At 33.4% G+C, this 19,698-nt stretch carries 10 protein-coding genes; 6 read left to right on the forward strand and 4 right to left on the reverse strand.

Annotation, left to right across the window (positions count from 1 at the left end; genetic code table 11):
• Positions 1 to 235: 235 nt before the first annotated feature.
• A complete protein-coding gene (locus tag VKJ25_RS05880) occupies positions 236 to 1,471 on the reverse strand; it encodes an LL-diaminopimelate aminotransferase (protein ID WP_324235694.1) in 1,236 nt (411 codons plus the stop codon).
• Between the two features lie 1,371 nt (positions 1,472 to 2,842).
• Entirely contained in the window at positions 2,843 to 3,961 is a 1,119-nt protein-coding gene (locus tag VKJ25_RS05885) for a metallophosphoesterase family protein (RefSeq protein WP_324235695.1), read from the reverse strand.
• A gap of 1,022 nt (positions 3,962 to 4,983) precedes the next feature.
• On the opposite strand from VKJ25_RS05885, the gene VKJ25_RS05890 reads away from it, so the two are divergent.
• Positions 4,984 to 6,726 (forward strand): polysaccharide deacetylase family protein, encoded by a 1,743-nt coding sequence (locus VKJ25_RS05890; protein WP_324235696.1) that lies wholly within the window; start codon positions 4,984 to 4,986, stop codon positions 6,724 to 6,726.
• Between the two features lie 775 nt (positions 6,727 to 7,501).
• On the opposite strand, the gene VKJ25_RS05895 is transcribed toward VKJ25_RS05890, so the two are convergent.
• Both VKJ25_RS05895 and VKJ25_RS05900 read right to left on the reverse strand, forming a co-directional pair.
• Positions 7,502 to 7,870 (reverse strand): hypothetical protein, encoded by a 369-nt coding sequence (locus VKJ25_RS05895; RefSeq protein WP_324235697.1) that lies wholly within the window; start codon positions 7,868 to 7,870, stop codon positions 7,502 to 7,504.
• A 1,510-nt stretch (positions 7,871 to 9,380) separates the two neighbouring features.
• Complete coding sequence (locus VKJ25_RS05900; protein WP_324235698.1) at positions 9,381 to 11,441, reverse strand: ABC1 kinase family protein; 2,061 nt, start codon at positions 11,439 to 11,441, stop codon at positions 9,381 to 9,383.
• Between the two features lie 1,004 nt (positions 11,442 to 12,445).
• Between VKJ25_RS05900 and treS the strand changes: the two genes are divergently transcribed.
• From treS to VKJ25_RS24465, 5 genes are all read left to right on the forward strand, one after another.
• Positions 12,446 to 15,778, forward strand: coding sequence for a maltose alpha-D-glucosyltransferase (gene treS, locus VKJ25_RS05905; protein WP_324235699.1), 3,333 nt, complete (start codon positions 12,446 to 12,448; stop codon positions 15,776 to 15,778).
• 649 nt (positions 15,779 to 16,427) lie between these two features.
• A complete protein-coding gene (locus VKJ25_RS05910) occupies positions 16,428 to 17,159 on the forward strand; it encodes a Stp1/IreP family PP2C-type Ser/Thr phosphatase (RefSeq protein ID WP_324235702.1) in 732 nt (243 codons plus the stop codon).
• On the forward strand, positions 17,156 to 18,382 hold the full coding sequence (locus VKJ25_RS05915) for an anhydro-N-acetylmuramic acid kinase (protein WP_324235700.1): 1,227 nt from the start codon (positions 17,156 to 17,158) through the stop codon (positions 18,380 to 18,382). The genes VKJ25_RS05910 and VKJ25_RS05915 overlap by 4 nt, the downstream gene beginning before the upstream one ends.
• Before the next feature lie 211 nt (positions 18,383 to 18,593).
• Positions 18,594 to 18,779, forward strand: a complete 186-nt coding sequence (locus VKJ25_RS05920; protein ID WP_324235701.1) for a hypothetical protein — start codon at positions 18,594 to 18,596, stop codon at positions 18,777 to 18,779.
• A 33-nt stretch (positions 18,780 to 18,812) separates the two neighbouring features.
• On the forward strand, positions 18,813 to 18,959 hold the full coding sequence (locus VKJ25_RS24465) for a DinB family protein (RefSeq protein ID WP_375340304.1): 147 nt from the start codon (positions 18,813 to 18,815) through the stop codon (positions 18,957 to 18,959).
• The last annotated feature ends 739 nt before the right edge of the window (positions 18,960 to 19,698 follow it).

Consider the following 19,698-nt stretch of genomic DNA (forward strand, 5'->3'; position numbering starts at 1 on the left):
TTTGGGAAATTTATTTGATAAACTTTCAGAAGAAAGGGGTGAGTTTAGTAAGGTTAAAAGTTTTTAATTAAGTTAACCGAAAAACCCGCCCCTACTTTGGGAAATTTATTTGATAAACTTTCAGAAGAAAGGGGTGAGTTTAGTAAGGTTAAAAGTTTTTAATTAAGTTAACCGAAAAACCCGCCCCTACTTTGGGAAATTTATTTGATAAACTTTCAGCAGAGCGATCGCCTCTTTAAACTTTAAATTTCTCAGTTATCCGTTTCATCGCCTCATTCACATTTTCCCGATTATTAAAAGCAGAAATACGGAAGTAACCTTCACCGGCAGCACCGAAACCGGAACCTGGAGTACCCACAACATTACAACTTTGTAACAGTTTATCGAAGAAATCCCAACTTGACAAACCAGCAGGAGTCTGCACCCAAACATAAGGTGCATTTACTCCACCATAAACAGTTAACCCTGCTGTTTGTAACTGGGAACGAATAATTTTGGCATTTTCTAAATAAAATTCTATTAATGCTTTAACTTGAGCTTTCCCTTCCTCGGAGTAAACTGCTTCCGCACCCCGCTGCACAATATAAGAAACTCCATTAAACTTGGTGCAATGACGACGGTTCCATAATTTCCATAATTCTACATCGCTACCATCAGCAGCTTTACCTTTGAGAGTTTTGGGTACGACAGTCAACGCACAACGAGTACCTGTAAAACCAGCATTCTTGGAAAAAGAACGAAATTCGATCGCGCATTCTCTTGCTCCTTCTATCTCATAAATAGAATGGGGAAGACTGGCATCAGTAATAAATGCTTCATAAGCAGCATCGAATAAAATAATGGCATCATTCGCCTTAGCATAATTTACCCATTTTTGCAAGTATTCTTTAGTCGCCGTCGCACCAGTAGGGTTATTCGGGAAACATAGATAAATTAAATCTACCTTTTCAGTAGGAATTTCGGCAGTAAAATTATTTTTCGCTGTAATTGGTAAATAAACTAAACCCTCATATTCTCCCTTATCATTCACATCACCAGTGTTACCTGCCATAACATTAGTATCTACATAAACTGGATATACTGGATCGGTTACAGCAATAGTATTATTTTTGCCAAAAATATCTAGAATATTACCAGTATCACACTTAGAACCATCAGAAATAAAAATTTCCGAAGCATCAATATCGCATCCCCTAGCTTGAAAATCTTGAGTAGCAATCTTTTCCCGTAACCAAGCATAACCCTGTTCTGGACCATAACCCTTAAAAGTAGAGCGATCGCCCATTTCTGCCACAGCTTTAGTCATAGCTTGCAGACAAGCTTCTGGTAATGGTTCGGTGACATCCCCAATACCCAATTTAATAATAGAGGCTCCCGGGTGTGCTTCAGCGAAGGTATTAACTCGGCGAGCTATTTCTGGGAAGAGGTATCCTGCTTTAAGTTTGAGATAATTATCGTTAATTGTTGCCATGATAGAGCAATCCTATTTTATTTGTGTATAAAAATCTTACCGCTTTTCGGGAATGGGGAATAGGCAATGGGTAATAGGCAATAGTTTGGGAGTTTATTTCTAGTTTTTGAATTATTAAAGCCTATTTAGGATTGTTATAAATAGAAGAAAGTTACTAATAATATTAGAACTGTTAGAAAACTGAAAGTCAAATTTCTTAAGTATTTCCTACGGAATGCTGCGCAAACAGTAGTCAGCTCTTTCACTTATCAGTTATCAGCTATTTCAATTATTAGTTTAATGGGTAGATTAAGTAAAGATATTAATCATTAATTTTTCACAAGTAGCGGGTATCTTACCTTTGTGTATTTATATTATTAAAATTGAGTTTTCTATCATATTTTATCCAGAAATTATAAGTATATAAAATCAAGATATTAATCATTAAATATTCCCAGTGCAGGCATCTTGCTTGCGTGGGTATATTTAACCTATTAATAATTAAATTTTCTATATCAAGTTTATTAAGTATTTCCTACAGAATGCTGCGCAAACAGCCTTCAGTTATTAGTTTAATCGGTAGATTAAGTAAAGATATTAATCATTAATTTTTCACAAGTAGCGGGTATCTTACCCTTGTGTATCTATATTATTAAAATTGAGTTTTCTATCATATTTTATCCAGAAATTATTAATTTATTAGAAATGAAAACAGGGAATAAATGCATCAAATTATAAGTATATGAAATCAAGATATTAATAATTAAATATTCCCAGTGCGGGCATCTTGCCCGCGTGGGTATATCTAACCTATTAATAATTAAATTGTCTATATCAAGTTGGATTAATTAGGGTTTGCTGATTAAGCGTGAAAGTATTGATAGATAAAAAAAATTTTAGCTTTTTTAGGTAAGAAAAAAGTATGCCTGTTTGAGCTGCTGCTAAACAAAATCATCATTTTAGGCAAAAGTTAGGGAGAAAAATTACTCGCGTAGGGAGCTTGCATGCAACCTCCCTACCCTTAAAAAAGACTTTTTCAGCAAACCCTAATTAACCAAAATACAAAAATACAGTTATAGATAATTTAGTCATCTTTAGATAACTTCAGCTATGAGCAAAGGATTAAAAACTTTGGCATTGTCTATCATTTGCTGGTATTTTTAAAGACTGAAATTGTTCAATTTTGTACCATAAAAAGCTTTGATAAATAATTCAGTAATCCCTAATTAAATTAAATATTATTAGCATCTTCTTTATATGGATATATCTCCGTAAAATGGAATTGACTTGAAGAGATTTTCCCAAAAAATTTAGGAATAAATTTATCACTTTTACTTTGAGCAGCAGGTTCAATTTTAGTCTCCTAGAACTATGACAGGCAAGATGCCTGTGTTACACAGAAATCCGCTGTATTGAACCATTAAAACCAGTAATTGTTTCTGGTAATTCTTCTGGTTCAATAACTGCTAAAGTATTCATATTATAGGTAGTGAAAAAACTCTTATTTTCCTGCAAATTAATATCTACAATAGTCAAAGTATTTCTCGGAGGTAAATTACTATTAAGTAAAACACGAGGTCCGCTACCTAAAGCACCCGTAAATAACAACTTTAAATTACCTTTATAACCAGGAAAATAAGCATGATGATGACCGCTAATATATAGATGTACATTATATTTTTCTAATAGAGTTTGTAATTCTTCTGCTTCTGCTAAAACATTACCAAATTTATTTCTCCCAACTGCCACAGCATAAAGAGGTAAATGCCCCATGACAATTCGCATTTTTGCAGTTTGTGCTTGACTACTTGCTAGACTTTTTTCTACCCATTCTAATTGTTCGGTAGGGATATAAAATGAAGAGGCATCCCAAATTAAATAAAAAATATTTTTGTGGAGAAAGCTATAGTAAAAAGGAAACTTTTCTGCCTCCAAAAATTCGATGTTTAAATCTTTTTGATGTTGACTCCAATATTCTTGTGCTAATCTACGTTCTTTGGCAAAAATAAATTCTCCTCCCTCAGTATAACCAGAAGCATCGTGATTACCGATAGTAATAGCAAATGGTTGTTTAATTTGACGTAATGGTGTAAAAATATAGCTATCAAAACCATCCCACATAGCTTGAATATTTTCTTCAGTAAGTGACAGTTTTTGTCCGGCAACCATGTCACCAGCACAAAGAACTAAATCTGGTTTCCATTCTGATATTAAAGGAATAGTTTTTTCTACTTGAGATTCATAATTTGTAGAACCATATCGACTATTTAAGTCACTAATAACTACCAGGCGAATATCTCCTTTTTTCGGAGCAAACATTCCTGAAGGTGCCGATGTAGATGGAGTAGGAATTTCTGAAGGAGAAATAGTTGCTTTTTCTGGAAGTTGGGAGTTAGTATTTTTAACATTTAAAGTTTGGCTAGTGGAAAATATTCTGCGGACAGTTACTGCAAATCCTAATCCAAATAAACTACTTAGAAAAATAAGTAAATTACGACGGTTAAATTTCATATTTTTTGCCTCAAGTAAATTATATAAACAATATATAGCAATCCGTGGGAGGGAGAATTAATAATGAATAATTGATAATGAATCCCCAGAGTTTTTTAGAACTGATAACTGATAACTGAAATGACTAATGGATAATTAATCATTGATAATTAGAAATACTTTTCAGGTAGTCTTGTGGACATAGTTATTTAGAGTATAAATAGAGAACAGAGAATAGAAATTACCTTAAATTCAGTTTTTCCAAGAAAATTTGATTCCTTTAACTAATTGACTTTTTTAAAAATATCACTACCTGTACACCAACACCAGTTTTAATTATCTACTAATGAAGAATTTTTTTGTTACTTGTATAATCTAAAAAGCTACTCTAACGGTTCCATAACTTATCAACTTTGGTTCGTTCTGAACCCTATAGAATTATAGATAATAATCAGGTGCATTTCATATTTTTCAAAATACTTTTTTCCTCCATATCTATTCCTTCCATACCTGTTCCCTGTTCCCTAAAAGCGATAATTTTTTTGCTTTCTTCACCCATTGAGATGCACCACAATAATCTTGTTTGCTAACTATGAATCAAGCTTATTTATTTAACTTTAGTTAACCTAAATTTAATAATTAATTACTGTTTCTAGTCTATTATTTCTATTAAGATTGTTTGATGTTATAGCAATCCTAAATAGGTTATGAAAAATCAAAAACTCAATAGGGCGAGCTAATTAAATATCAAAGCATTTACAAATAAAGGTTTGAACAATTAACTACTCCCTACTCCCTATTCCCTATTCCCTGTAATTATGACATAAAAACTAAGAGGGAATTATGAATGACCACCTCTTCTACAACTTCCCTAAATCCTAACTCTTAATTATTCCCTACTCCCTATTCCCTAAAAAGCAATGAGGTGCATATCATATTTATTTGCCAAAATACTTTTTTCCTCCATACCTATTCCTTCCATACTTCTTCCCTCCATACCTGCTCCCTGTTCCCTAAATTAGAGTTTTAACTTTTTTAGTCTTATGTTTAAATTATTCGCCTTTCGTTATGCCTTATTAGCAATCAGCTATCTAACTTTAACCCTATCAATAGGTTTATTTTCCAGACCAGCTTTTGCTGAATCCGAACCCGATAAAAAATATCTTGAATCTTGCAATCAAAATATTAAAATATTAGAAATATCACTAGATAATACAATTAATAAATTCCTCACCATTTCTAACTTAATCACCAATAAAGAAATGGGATTAGCCAACTTAATTAAAACCATAAAAGAACAAACAATTGTTGCTATAAATAATAGTCCTAGTCCTTGGCCGACACTTCACAAAAGAGCCAGATTAGCCAAAGTGCCTGTAATGATGTATCACGACATTTTAGCACGAAAAAAAGTATCTTTCGATCTAACAAAAGAACAATTTGAATATCATCTAAAATCAATTAAAGAAAACGGTTTAACTCCTATTAATTTCGACCAATTAATTAGACATTTACGCACAGGAGAACCACTACCAGAAAAACCAATAGTTCTAACTTTTGATGATGGATATATTGGTCATTATGAAATAGTTTACCCTCTGTTAAAAAAGTATAATTATCCAGCACTTTTCTCAATATACACAGACAAAGTAGATGGGAAAAAAGCTGGTCGTTCTACTGTAACTTGGGAACAATTACAAGAAATGGTAACAAATCCATTAGTTACTATTGCATCTCATAGCGTTACTCATCCTCGTGACTTAACTAAATTATCTGACCGACAAGTTGAAAAAGAAATGTTTAAGTCAAAGCAAATTTTAGAAGAAAAATTAGGGATTAAAATAAACTATTTTACTTACCCAGAAGGTCATTATGATAAACGAGTAAGTGCTTGGGCAAAAGCAGCAGGATATACAGGAGCAATAACCATGAAAAATGACATAAATCTCTTTAGTAATGAATCAAAAAGTTTACTAGCAATAGACCGTTTTGGTCAATCAGCATTAAATATAGCAATTGATGAAACTTCTGGTGGATTAGAATTACCATCCTCAAAATTAGGCTTTGATTTCAACAGTCAAATTAGTAAACATGAAATCTCTTTACAAGACATTCCTCTAATTTTAATTTCTGGGGGTAAACCAATTACTATTCATGCAGATAATCGCTATCAAGTAAAAGATATTTTGGCAGAAAGTGAGGCGATCGCTGGAGTAGATGGCACATTTTTTTCTCTCGAAAGGTTAGATTCTAACCAAGTTATAGGTCCTATTTTAAGTCAGAGTACCAAACAATTTGTGCCTGGGGATAAAAATGATTATGAAAAAATAAAAAATCGTCCGTTAGTGTTAATTAGTGATGATAAAGTAGATTTTATTCCTTTTGATGCGGAACTTCATAACACTATAGAAGGTCTGCAAAAATTAATGCCAAATGTTCAAGATGCTTTTGTCGGAGCTGGATTTTTAGTCAGAAATTCTCAACCACAACCAGCAGAAACTTTTGGCGATTTATTCAAATTTAATGAACTTCGTCACCGAGCATTTTGGGGTATCCATCGTAGTGGTCAACCTATTGTTGGAGTATCTTATCAAAGGGTTGGTTCAGTGGAACTTGGTCAACTTTTAGCACAAGCAGGATTTCGGGATGCTATAATGTTGGATTCTGGAGCAAGTACGTCTTTAGCTTATAATGGTGAATCTTTAGTTAGATATACTCCACGTCCTGTTCCTCATGTTGTGGGTTTAGTTCCTCCAAAGTTAAGTTGTATTGTGGTTCAGTATTAGTAATAATTAGGGTTTGCTGAAGAAGTCTTTTATTCGAGAGAAGGAGCCAGAATCCAGAATCCAGAAGCCAGGAGAAATGGGAATTACAGAAGAGGTAGTCAGAAGAATTATCCCTTGGTTTTCTGCCATAATTAGCCGATTTTTCGGGAACCGTAAGTCCTAGACTTTTTAGCTTGAGATACTTAAAAGCTGGCACTTTTGACCTACCTACAAAATGCTAAAAAGTTTAGCTGTAAAGGCTTTCATCTTTGATCGGCCAGCCCTAACTATTAATTATTAATTATTAACTCTTAATTATTAATTATTCGGTAATACTATTTATTGACATTAAGCTAGATTAGAAAGTGCTAAAATCAACATCAAAATCACAAATTAATCACTTTATAAAAAAATAGAGATGCAGTTCTGTTTTTACCTATAGAAATAACTATGTTTTGTTTTTTAATGAGATTTTGTTGAATAATTCTTTGGTTAAATAATGAGATTTAGTAGTCAAGAATCGAAAATTAGAATAAATGGAGAGTGCTGAAAAATTAAGAAATAAAGTTTCTTAAATTTAGCGATAAAAAATTAAAAAGTTTCTTTTAGCCACTCCTTTTCTTTATAAAAAGAGTTAATTATTGAAAGAGGATATAGTTACATTAATTCTGTTCAAGTGGTTTTGTTATCTTTAGTGATACTAAGTTATACTAATTTGATTTTAATAAAACAATCATCAGAGAAAAATCAAATTTTTTGTTTGAGTTTGTAATTCTTATTTAAGAAAACATTGAATTTAACGACTTGGCTTTGTATACATTCTATATATTTCTATTAAAACTCCAATAAATGAACCAGATAAGCCTCCAATAACTCCTCCCCAAAATGGAGTAAGTAGTGGACTAAAACAAGCATAAAGTCCATCCAAACCATCACCACAATTTAGAGGTTGAATTTTTTGATGATAGATAATAATAAATAAAACTGTACCCAAAAGTGAAACAAAAGTTGCTACATTAAATATTCTCATCCTACATCTTAAATGAGTAATGAATTTAGTAATTAAACCAACTATTCCTCCAATAGTACCTCCGATAATAATACCTATACAAGCAGCAAATAATGAAACAAACCATACAAACACCACAGGAAGTATACTACTCATAAAATTCTCCTAATTTTATAGTTTCTAAGTCCTCCAAAAAAGTTTTAGTAAGCATTCAGCAGTCAGCCATCAGCTATCAACTTTAAGTTATTAATTTAATTATCATAACCAAGAAGGAATTAGCCTAAAGCGCGAGGATTAAAAATTATCAATAAAATTGGTCATCAGCTAACCTTATAATTGCTTAATTCTTTACACAAGCTGTTGGCGCAGCATTTCCCAGGAAATATTTACCAACTAATACAACTGACTATATAATGAATAATTACCTCTAGTTAAAAAAGAGAGGATTTAAACAAGTGGGGAAATATTATTTATTTCTCTTCTCTTGGTCGATTAGATATAAGGATAACCTTTAAATTTAATAGATGAATTATTAATTATCCATTATCAATTATTCATTAGATATATTGAGCAAATTTTCTATCTGATTAACTTGGTTAGGAAGGCAAATTAAATAACACCAGAAAATTTTCGTTTTAGCCAGGTAAACCTATTGAGCATAATTAATTTTCTCTGGTTTTATTCTCTTCTCATTCCTGATTGGAATAATAATCAAATGAAACTCCATCAAACTACTTTTATTCTAAGCATTCGGCAGTCAGCTATCAGGTATCATAATAGTGCTTCTAGTTTTTGAATAGAAGCTTTATTATTCAGAGATTTCTTTTACTATAAAAGCTAGTTTTCAAGCCTATATTCTTTTAAATATTTTCTTTAAGCTTGAGGTTTTTGTTGCTAATGGCTGACAGTTAATAGCTGAATGCTTACCTTTTATTAAATAAAGTTATTTGTGCAACCGACCCAGATTATAGCTCAGTTAATAACACTAAGTCAATAGTCAACATTAATAGTGCAATAATTAAGAAATAAGTCAATGGCCATTTTTTGACTATAGAATCCTCAATGATTGAATACAATTAGCTAAATCAAATATAATTTATCAGAAAAAGTCATTTTTTTATACATTTTTATAAAAATATATTTCAATAATTAATAATTACCAAAAAATCAGATCTAATGCCTCCCTTTTCAAAGAGATAAAAAACATTTCAATTCAGTATTTCAATCCCAATGCTTTAGCTAGAGGTACTGATAACTAATAACTGAAATAAATTTTTTCTTCTTCACTCTTTATTAGTCATAATTAATACAGCGTTTCCCGTTGTTATAAGGTACAAAATTTTAGGTTTGAATGAACATAAAAAATCCCAACAAGCCCTTTCAAAATGATAACTGAAATGACATAGAGATCGCTTATTTTTTCTACAGAAATTTTTACCATAAAAAATTAGTTGCTAGTAGGAAATTTTGCTACTAACAACTAATAAGAATGTAAGCATTCAGCAGTCAGCTATTTATTTGATTTTGATATCAAAGCTTGGCTTTGTTAAAGTAAATTGAATCTTACTATCAAAGCTAACTTTAAAGGTTATATTTATTTAAAGCCTTTTTTATATCTTAGATAGGGTTTGCTGTTTGCGCAGCATTCCGCAGGAAGTGCTGAAAGCTAATAGCTAAATGCTGAGGAAGAAACAGGTAAAGAAAGTTGAGGTTGAGTCTTTGATTGATGACCATTACTATTAGTATCAGAGTACTCTGGAGATAATAATAATTGTCGAATTAAACGAGCGATCGCTTTTTGAGTCAAACCACCTGCTACTTGTTGCCCTACCTTTTGCATTTCTGGTTTAACTAAGATATTAGGTACTAATTGTACTAACTGCATAGCATCAAAACTAGGAGTATCTTGAATAATTTGCCAGATATTTTTAATATGTTCTGCTCTCTTCTGTTGTGCTGGATTATTGGGTTTATTAACTGTAGTTTTTTCTACCTTTATACCTAACCACTCACTTACCTTATTTCTGGCATTAATAAATGTATTTATTGACGCAGAATCTAAACTATTAATTAGTTCTTCAACTAAACGTACCCGAATAAAATCTCCTCGTTCAGATAATAAAAACTCTATAGCTTGATCTAAAACATTACTAATATCATAATCATCACTATTACTCGCATTTCTTAAAAGATTTTCCAGTCTATTCCAACGAAAATCACCATCTTTAAAAAGTAAATCTTTGAGAGAAGTTCTCAACTCCGGAGCGGGGTCAGTTAATAAACGTTTTGCCACATAAGGATAAGCTTTACTCAACACTTTAAAATTAGGATCGACATTAATCGCAATACCTTCTAAAGTTACTAAAGAGCGAATAATTAAAGCATAATAAGCAGGAACCCGGAATGGATATTCATACATTAAAGCTGATAATTGATCTGTAATACTCTTAAAATTAAGTTCTGCCACACTAGCACCAAGAGCATTATTAAACACACCAGCTAAAGCTGGAATAATTGGAGTTAAATCAGTTTCAGGAGTTAAAAATTCTAGCTTTACATAATCCTGAGCTAAAGCGTCAAAATCACGATTTACTAAATGTACAACTGCCTCCAATAAACCATATCTTTGATAAGGTTTAACTTCACTCATCATGCCAAAATCTAGATAAACTAACTTACCATCAGGACTTGCTAATAAATTACCAGGATGAGGGTCAGCATGAAAAAAACCATGTTCTAATAACTGTCTCAAAGAACATTGCACCCCAATTTCTATCAAATATTTCGCATCAATATTTTTGGCTTTTATAGCTTCCAAATTAGTCAATTTCGTACCTGTTATCCACTCCATTGTCAATACACGACGACCTGTATATTGCCAATAAATTTTCGGAACATAAATATCTTTCAAATGACCGTAGAGTTGTTGAAATTTTTCGGCATTTCGACCTTCTTGAGTATAATCCATTTCCTCAAATATTCGAGTACCAAATTCATCCATTATGGCAACTAGATTACTGCGGAGTCGCTTAATATTTTTATTTGCCCAAATAGCAAGTGTTCTTAATATATAAATGTCTAAAGCAATGCTTTCTGCTAAACCAGGACGTTGTACTTTTACTGCTACTATTTCTCCTGTTTTTAATTTACCTTTATATACTTGTCCTAAAGAAGCAGCAGCGATGGGATCTGGTGTTAATTCTGCATAAATTTCTTCTGGAGGAAAACCTAATTCTTCTTCTATGAAATGATAAGCAACTTGATTCGGAAAAGCTGGTAGTTGGTCTTGCAATTTTGTTAGTTCATCTAAATATGTTGGAGAAGCTAAGTCTGGTCGAGTAGATAGTGCTTGTCCTACTTTAATAAAGGCAGGACCGAGATTTGTCAAAATTTCTCTTAAGGAGATTGCTCGTTTTTTTTCGTTTTTTGTGGTATTATTAGTAATTTTGTCGAACCATAAGCCAAAAGCAAATAATAAAAAAGTCCACAAGATACTGATTCGCCGTTTCCAAACTTGCAGAGGACGTTTACTGTAGATGGCTGTTATTGCTTGTGGATCGTAGCGCAGGGTATTACTTTTTCCGGTTTCTGGAGGATTTTCAGATTTGGGTATTTCTGTATCTATCTTTATTTTTGGCATTGCCTCTATTTCTACTATGTCTAATTTCTGGCTGTCAAAATTGAAGTCTTTTTGGTGAGGTCTAGATGATATTGTTTCTAAATTCATAATATTTAAGCAAAATTTAACAACTATTGTTAAACATTGTAACAATACCCCTACAATTTCAGTTATCAGTTATCAGCTTTTTCAGTTAGCTTCCTGGACTGAGAATAGATTTCTAGAGCTGACAGAATTTAGGGAAAGATACTATATCTAGAGTCAAAAAACGATAACGTTCTAGTTTTCAACACTATATCTATGATTTATATGTAAATTCTGAGAGTCAAAAAATATGGGATTTTCCAGACTTACCCATACTATATCTAGAGTCAAAAAACCATTGCGCAACAGTTTAGAACTCTACATATAGTATCTTTTCCGAAATTATAACTTTATTGCTTTACCCGAAATTTCCCGATGCAGAGAAAATTTATTACTTAATCAAGAATCAAAAAATTAATTGTGAAATTTGACTATTGCGTATGTCGTAATAGTAGATATTAAAGTTAGAGAGGAAGACAACTGAAAGTTGATTTCTACATTTGACAGAATTTAGGGAAAGATACTATATCTATATCTAGAGTGAAAAAACGATAACGTTCTAGTTTTCAACACTATATCTATGATTTATATGTAAATTCTGAGAGTGAAAAAATATGGGATTTTCCAGACTTGCTCATACTATATCTAGAGTCAAAAAACCATTGCGCAACAGTTTAGAACACTATATCTATGGTTGATCCCTAACTCTTGAGAGTGAAAAAATATTTAAAGTGTCCTGCCTGCCGGAAATTTTCTCCCACAACTTCGACATCTCACATAACTCTGCAAACCTTCCAAATTTTCTAAACCCCTCACACCTTCCAAACTCCCCATTACCCTTTCAGCTATAATTAAAATTATAGCAATGTGCGCTGGTATCTTTACAAATTGCAGGAGCTGTCCAATAGCTAAAAGCGTTATATTATCGGCCATTTATTCTCCCTGTTCCCTGTTCCCTGTTCCCTGTTCCCTGCGCGCAGCGCTATACTTAAAATCTTCAAATACAAAAAGGAAAAAAGCCTTACCCTATGCTAAAAAACGACCCACTTTGGTTCAAAAACGCCATAATTTACGAAGCACCAGTTCGAGCCTTTGCAGATAGTAACGGTGATGGAATAGGAGACTTTCGCGGACTCACAGAAAAATTAGACTACCTCCAAGATTTAGGCATAACAGCAATATGGACTCTACCATTTTTCCCCTCCCCCCTCAGAGACGATGGTTATGACATTGCCGACTATAAAAGTATTAACCCTATTTACGGAAACCTAGAAGACTGCCAAGAATTTATAGACGCTGCCCACGCCAGAGGCATTCGCGTCATTATCGAACTTGTAGTAAACCATACCTCCGATAAACACCCCTGGTTCCAAAGAGCGCGTCGTGCCCCCAAAGGTAGTGTCGAAAGAAACTTCTATATTTGGAATGATAATGCGGATAAGTACCCAGAAGTCCGCATTATTTTCCCAGATTTTGAAAATTCTAACTGGGCATGGGATTCTGTGGCTCAAGCTTACTATTGGCATCGCTTCTATTATCATCAACCAGACCTCAACTACGAAAACCCCGCAGTACAAGAGGCAGTTTTAGATGTAGCAGATTTTTGGTTGAAAATGGGAGTGGATGGGATGCGTCTTGACGCAGTGCCCTATCTTTGTGTGGAAGAGGGTACTAGCTGTGAAAATTTGCCAGCAACCCATGCCTTTTTGAAAAGGTTACGAAGGCACATTGATGAGAGATATTCTAACCGAATGTTATTGGCAGAGGCTAATCAATGGCCGGAGGATGTGGCTAAATATTTTGGCAATGGGGATGAATGTCATGTAAGTTTCCATTTTCCATTGATGACTCGTTTGTTTATGGCTTTGCGGAAGGAGGATAATTTTCCGGTTTCTGATATTCTGAAGCAAACTCCTTCTATTCCTAATAATTGTCAGTGGGCTTTGTTTTTACGGAACCATGATGAGTTGACTTTGGAGGTGGTGAGTGATGAGGACCGAGATTATATGTATAAGGTTTATGCTCAAGACCCTCAAGCGAGAATAAATTTGGGTATTCGTCGCCGTTTAGCGCCTCTTTTGGGTAATGACCGTCGCCAAATAGAGTTGATGAATAGTTTGCTTTTTTCTTTGCCTGGTACTCCTGTTTTGTATTACGGGGATGAGATAGGTATGGGAGATAATATTTATTTGGGCGATCGCAATGGTGTCCGGACTCCTATGCAGTGGAGTGCAGACCGTAATGCTGGTTTTAGTGGTGGTAATCCTCAAAGATTATATGCTCCAGTGATTGTTGACCCTGAATATAATTATGAAACAATTAATGTGGAGGCTCAACGGTCTAATTCTAATTCTTTGTGGTGGTGGATGAAGCGTTTGATTTCTACGAGGGAACGTTTTGAGGCTTTTGGAAGTGGTTCTTTTGAGTTGTTACATCCTGAGAATAGAAAGATTTTGGCTTTTACTCGGACTTATTCTGGTCAACATATTTTGGTGGTGGCTAATCTTTCTCGTTTTGTGCAAACTGCGGAGTTGGATTTATCGGCTTTTAATGGTATGGTTCCTGTGGAAATTTTTGGCAGAACTGAGTTTCCTAGGATTCACAAGGAACCCTATTTTTTTAGTTTGACTCCTTATGGTTTTTATTGGTTTATTCTACAGCAACAGGAAACTTTTGACACTTTAAGACCTTTCACTAAACCTCCTATTTTGACTGTTGCAGAAGGTTGGAAGGATATATTTTCTGAGCCAGAAAATCAGAATATATTAGAGTCGATTTTACCTAATTATTTGAGTAGTTTTCCTTGGTTTGAGGGTAAGAATAAGGTTATCCAATCTACGGAAATAATAGAGGTTGTTTCTATTGATTATAAGGGTCAAGAGGCTGCTTTGTTGTTGTTGGAGTTTCATTATATAGAGGGTCAGACAGAAACTTATTTAATTCTTTTGAGTTATTTGGATAAGTCGGAAATAGGTTCTCAGATTTCTCCAGAAAAAATTATTGCTGAATTGGAAATACAGGGGCAAGATAAGTCTGGATTTTTGTTTGATGCTTTGGGAGAAAAAGAGTTTTTAAACATACCTTTGGCAGCTATTAGTAAAAACCAAAAATATGAAGGAAATATTGGTTTTATTCAGGGAAATGCAACTGATGTATTGCTAGAGATTATGCAGAGAACTACAGAAGATATTCAGCCACATATTTTGGCAGAAAGACATGATAAAACCCTAATTAATTTCGGCACAAGACTAATACTTAAATTATTTCGTAAGTTAGAACCGGGAATTAATGCAGAGTTAGAAAATGGTAATTTCTTGACAGAAATATCTAGGAGAGAAGGTTCAGCGATCGCTGGGAATATTTCTCAAACGGCAGGATATTTAGAGTATCATCGACAAGGAAGTAATTTAATTACTATTGGCATTTTAGAGGAGTTTATTCCAGAAGCAAGAGATGGTTGGTCTTATACTTCTGATGCTCTAAGAGATTATTTTGACAGAATCATGGTAGAACAAATTTCTGTAAATGAGTTAGAAATTCCCAAGATTACTGTTAATAATAGTTTGAATAAAGAGATTACTGAATCAGTCTACGATATGATTGGTTCTTATCTTAATTCAGCAGAAAATTTAGGGAAACTTACGGCAGATATTCATCATGCTTTGGCTTCAGATTCAGAAAACCCTAATTTTTCTCCTGAACAGTTTACACCTTTTTATCAAAGGTCAATTTATCAATATATCAGAAATCAGACGGGTAAAACTTTATTAAAGTTGAAAAAGCACTTACCAGAGTTTTCACAAGATACACAACAATTAGCTAAAAGTGTAATTAATCGTCAAGACCGAATTTTGGAAAGTTTAAATTTGGTAGTAGAGCGAAAAATTCCTACTGCTATGCGGACTCGTTGTCATGGAGATTATCATTTACAAAATGTTTTATTTACGGGTAAAGATTTTGTCATTATTAATTTTGAAGGAGAAGCTACTCGACCTTTAAATGAACGTCGGATGAAACGTTCTTTACTGAGAGATATTGCGGTAATGTTAGGCTCGTTTTATTATGCAGCTAATGTGGCTTTTCGGGAAGAAATTAAAGGTGGCATGATTCGTTCTGAAAATTTATTAGCAATGGAACAATGGTCTACATTTTGGTATACTTGGGTTAGCATATCCTTCTTAAAAGCTTATCTTGAGAATGCCAAATCAAGTTCATTTTTAGCTCAAAGTGAACAAGAAATACAGCTACTTTTAGATGTTTATCTATTAGAAACAGCTATTTATGAACTTGACCATGAACTTACTTATCGTCGCCAATGGCTAGAAATTCCTCTAACACGAATTCAACAATTGGTTCCATAATAGGGAGTAGGGAGTAGTAAATATATTTACAGCACTTTCAAAGATAGTAAGGTGCAAATATTAAAGATAAAACCTTTTTAAAACAGGCAAAATGCCTGTAACAGGTTTGCCTAACTGACATGAAATCTGCTGTATTTTGATTGATTTTTCCTAAGCATTTTGGTTTGGGTTTGGAGACCGCACCCCTACAGTTTTTGCTCACAAATTATTACCAAAAAAGAGGTATCAAGCCTCCCCTGGTTCGGGGATGAAAAAAATTTTAACACGGTTCCCGGTAAATCAGTATTTCAAGCCTCCGACTAAATTTGGAGGTTTGTTCTCTACTGATAACTGATAACTGAAATGACCTAAATACCAAAGGGTTTAGAAATAAAACCCCTACAGTCTTTGCTCACAAATTATTTCTTATGGCTTACGCAAAGCCTAACTAAACTGTATTGAGTTATACAGCGCTTTCCATTTAAGTAAACTAACCGAGATTAATTGAATACATCAATTATTTCTTACTCCTCACTCCGTATTTTTATTAATATCCTTAATCAGATTCTAATGGTACAATCAAAAAAAACATATTAAACCAGGATAACAATTATATTAGGTGGATAGTAAAACTGGAAATTGGACAAAAGCAACCGAACTAAATTCTACTATGAAACTCAAGTTCGCAGGCATTACCGATACAGGGAGCGTTCGCTCAGTTAATCAAGATTCCTACTACATAGAGCCAGAAGGACAATTTTTTATTGTTGCTGATGGTATGGGAGGACACGCAGGTGGCCAAGAAGCTAGTAGAATTGCTACAGAAGTAATTAAAAATTACCTCCTTAATCATTGGCAGGATGGTATAACATCATTCCAGCTATTAGAAGATGCCTTTATTCAAGCCAATCAAGCTATTATAGATGACCAGCAAGAACATCTAGAACGTTCAGATATGGGTACAACGGCAGTGGTGGCTATCTTCCGAAAACAAGAACCTTGGTGTGCTAATGTGGGAGACTCTCGCCTCTATCGACTTCGAGGACAAATATTAGAACAAATTACAGAAGACCAAACTTGGGTAGCTCAAGCAGTGAGAAGTAATGCTATAACTCCAGAGCAAGCTAAAAATCATCCTTGGCGTCATGTACTTTCCCAATGTCTGGGTAGAGAAGATATGGGAAAAGTAGACCTCTTACCTCTAGATGTTCAACCGGGCGATCGCCTTTTACTCTGTAGTGATGGATTGACAGAAGAGTTATCTGATAAAATTATTGCTCTTATTTTAAGTTCCGATCAAGATAGTGAAGCTATAGCTGAAGAATTAGTAGATTCTGCTAAGAAGAAAGGAGGCCGTGATAATATTACAGTTCTCGTTATTGCTGTGGAAATAGAACAATGACTATAGTTATTGGTTTAATTAGTGGTACTTCGGTGGATGGGATAGATGCTGTTTTGGTTGATGTTACTGGCTATCGAATAGATTTACAAGTTCAACTTCTCGCAGCAACTACATACCCTTATTCAGAAAATTTACGTTCTCAAATTCTAGATGTTTGTAGCGGTGCTTCTCTCTCAATGCCAGAATTTGCTGAACTTGATGATGCTATTGCCCAAGAATTTGCCACCGCAGCATTGACAATTAGTCAAAAATATGGTATTAAAGCACAATTAATTGGTTCCCACGGTCAAACAGTTTACCATCGTCCACCTTCTCAACAATTGGGTTATAGTCTACAGTTAGGCCGTGGTGAAGTAATTGCTAATTTAACGGGAGTTACTACTATTAGTAATTTTCGGGCTGCCGATATTGCTGCAGGTGGGGAGGGTGCGCCTTTAGTTCCTTGTGTGGATGTTTATTTATTAAGTCATCCAGAATATACTCGCTGTATACAAAATTTGGGTGGCATTGGTAATGTTACTTATCTAAAAATTCAAAATTCATTTGAAAGTCAAAATTCAAAAGTCAAAATTCAAAAGTTAGAAGTTTCTGAAAGTCAAAAAGAGAAGGAATTAGTAACAAGTTTAACTTCTTCTCAAGCAGTTTTAGGCTGGGATACAGGACCGGGCAATACACTATTAGATTTAGCAGTAGAGCATCTTTCTCAAGGAAGTAAAACTTATGATAAAAATGGAGAATGGGCAGCTAGTGGAGAACCATGTCAAGAGTTAGTAGAAGCATGGTTAAAACAAGATTTTTTTCAACAGAAACCTCCTAAGTCTACAGGTAGAGAATTATTTGGCAAAAACTATTTATTTAATTGTCTTACTGATGCAGAAAAATATAATTTAAGTGCTGCTGATATATTAGCAACTTTGACAGAATTAACGGCAGCTTCGATTAATCATAGCTATAGAAATTTCTTGCCAAGTTTGCCTGACCAAATATTATTATCTGGCGGTGGTTGCCATAATTTATATTTGAAAGAAAGAATAGAAAAATTATTAGCACCAATACCAGTAATAACCACTGCTGAAGTTGGTGTGGATGTAGATTTTAAAGAAGCAATAGCTATGGCAGTTTTAGGTTATTGGCATTCTTTAGAAATTCCCTGTAATTTACCAGAAGTTACAGGAGCAAAAACTAAAGTTATGTTAGGAGAAATTCATCGTTGGAACACTTAACTGGGAATAGGGAACAGGGAATAGGAGAATAATAATAGTTAATCAATCTAATTTGTAATTAATTTTCCATAGGTGCTTACCATAGTAAATTATTTTTTCACAACTAATTATTTATTTAATAGGAGAGGCTTTCAACAAATGAATAATACCGATTATTTTAAAAGACTATCTCAATATAATTATTGGATGAATGAAAAAATTTATCTAGTTTGTGAATAAATACCAGATGCAGAATATTGGGAAGATGCAAGGAGCATTTTTTAATTCTATTCATGGTACACTTAACTATATTTTATTAGCAGATAAACTATGGTTAAGTCGGTTTAAAAATTATACTTTTGAAATAGAATCATTAAGACAAAAGTTAATTGCTGAATTTGATTTATTGTGGGAATAACTTCAAAAAACTGATGGAGAAATTCAGAATTATATTGATTCATTAACAAAGGAAAAGTTAGCAAAATATTTAACCTTTATAAGTACGTCTCAACAACGAAAATGCACATTTCCATTGTGGCATTCACTACTTCACTTTTTCAACCATCAAACCCATCATCGCGGTGAACTTACTACTTGAATTAGTCAATGTGGTAAAGATTTTGGAGTTACAGATTTATTGTGGTTGCTAGAAGTATAATTTTTAACAATTAATAATTAATAATTACCTTTTCTAATATTCTACTATAAATATTTATAGAAAGTTAATTAACTAGCTCTAAGTTATCTATCACTATGGAGAAATAAAATTGAGCGATCGCTACTTTTACCAATTTCTCAACTATTGTACAACAGTTTAATTAATGAGTCAGGTATTAGAACCTTTAACAGTTTATCGAAAATTTAAAACTATTGTACAACAGTTTAATTAATAAGCAAAGTATGAGACATAGAATCTGAGGTTTAGCTTTTAAATCATCAGCTAATTTCCCAAAGCTAGATATAGCTTGCTGAATAAGTCTTTTAGTTAAGAATAGGAGTCAGAATCCAGAATCGGTGAATCCAGAAATCAGGGAAATTATAGAGGAGGTAGTCAGAATAATTCTCCCTTGACTTTCTGTCCCTTTCTCTTACCCAAAATGAACTCCTTTTTGACCATAAAGAGCTGAAAACTAGGTACTTTTTTCAGACATAAAAAGGCTAAAACCTTTATATATCAATTTTTTTAGATTTAATCCGCAAACCCTAGATCAGAATAAATATTAGAAACAATCTGAAAATAATTATCCTGAAGTAATTATTCTATTCAACCTTTTGCTTTTGCCGTTACCTTCTGAATATATTGGATAATTAGTTCAAAATTACTTCTAATTTCTCCT

Origin of the sequence: Okeania sp., assembly GCF_035285525.1 — a bacterium.
Classification (GTDB): Bacteria; Cyanobacteriota; Cyanobacteriia; order Cyanobacteriales; family Microcoleaceae; genus Trichodesmium.

What these genes read in the sequence shown, in the direction of transcription:
- VKJ25_RS05880 (WP_324235694.1), bottom strand. Translation starts at nt 1,471, where the DNA reads ATGGCAACAATTAACGATAATTATCTCAAACTTAAAGCAGGATACCTC.
- VKJ25_RS05885 (WP_324235695.1), bottom strand. Translation starts at nt 3,961, where the DNA reads ATGAAATTTAACCGTCGTAATTTACTTATTTTTCTAAGTAGTTTATTT.
- VKJ25_RS05890 (WP_324235696.1), top strand. Translation starts at nt 4,984, where the DNA reads ATGTTTAAATTATTCGCCTTTCGTTATGCCTTATTAGCAATCAGCTAT.
- VKJ25_RS05895 (WP_324235697.1), bottom strand. Translation starts at nt 7,870, where the DNA reads ATGAGTAGTATACTTCCTGTGGTGTTTGTATGGTTTGTTTCATTATTT.
- VKJ25_RS05900 (WP_324235698.1), bottom strand. Translation starts at nt 11,441, where the DNA reads ATGAATTTAGAAACAATATCATCTAGACCTCACCAAAAAGACTTCAAT.
- treS (WP_324235699.1), top strand. Translation starts at nt 12,446, where the DNA reads ATGCTAAAAAACGACCCACTTTGGTTCAAAAACGCCATAATTTACGAA.
- VKJ25_RS05910 (WP_324235702.1), top strand. Translation starts at nt 16,428, where the DNA reads ATGAAACTCAAGTTCGCAGGCATTACCGATACAGGGAGCGTTCGCTCA.
- VKJ25_RS05915 (WP_324235700.1), top strand. Translation starts at nt 17,156, where the DNA reads ATGACTATAGTTATTGGTTTAATTAGTGGTACTTCGGTGGATGGGATA.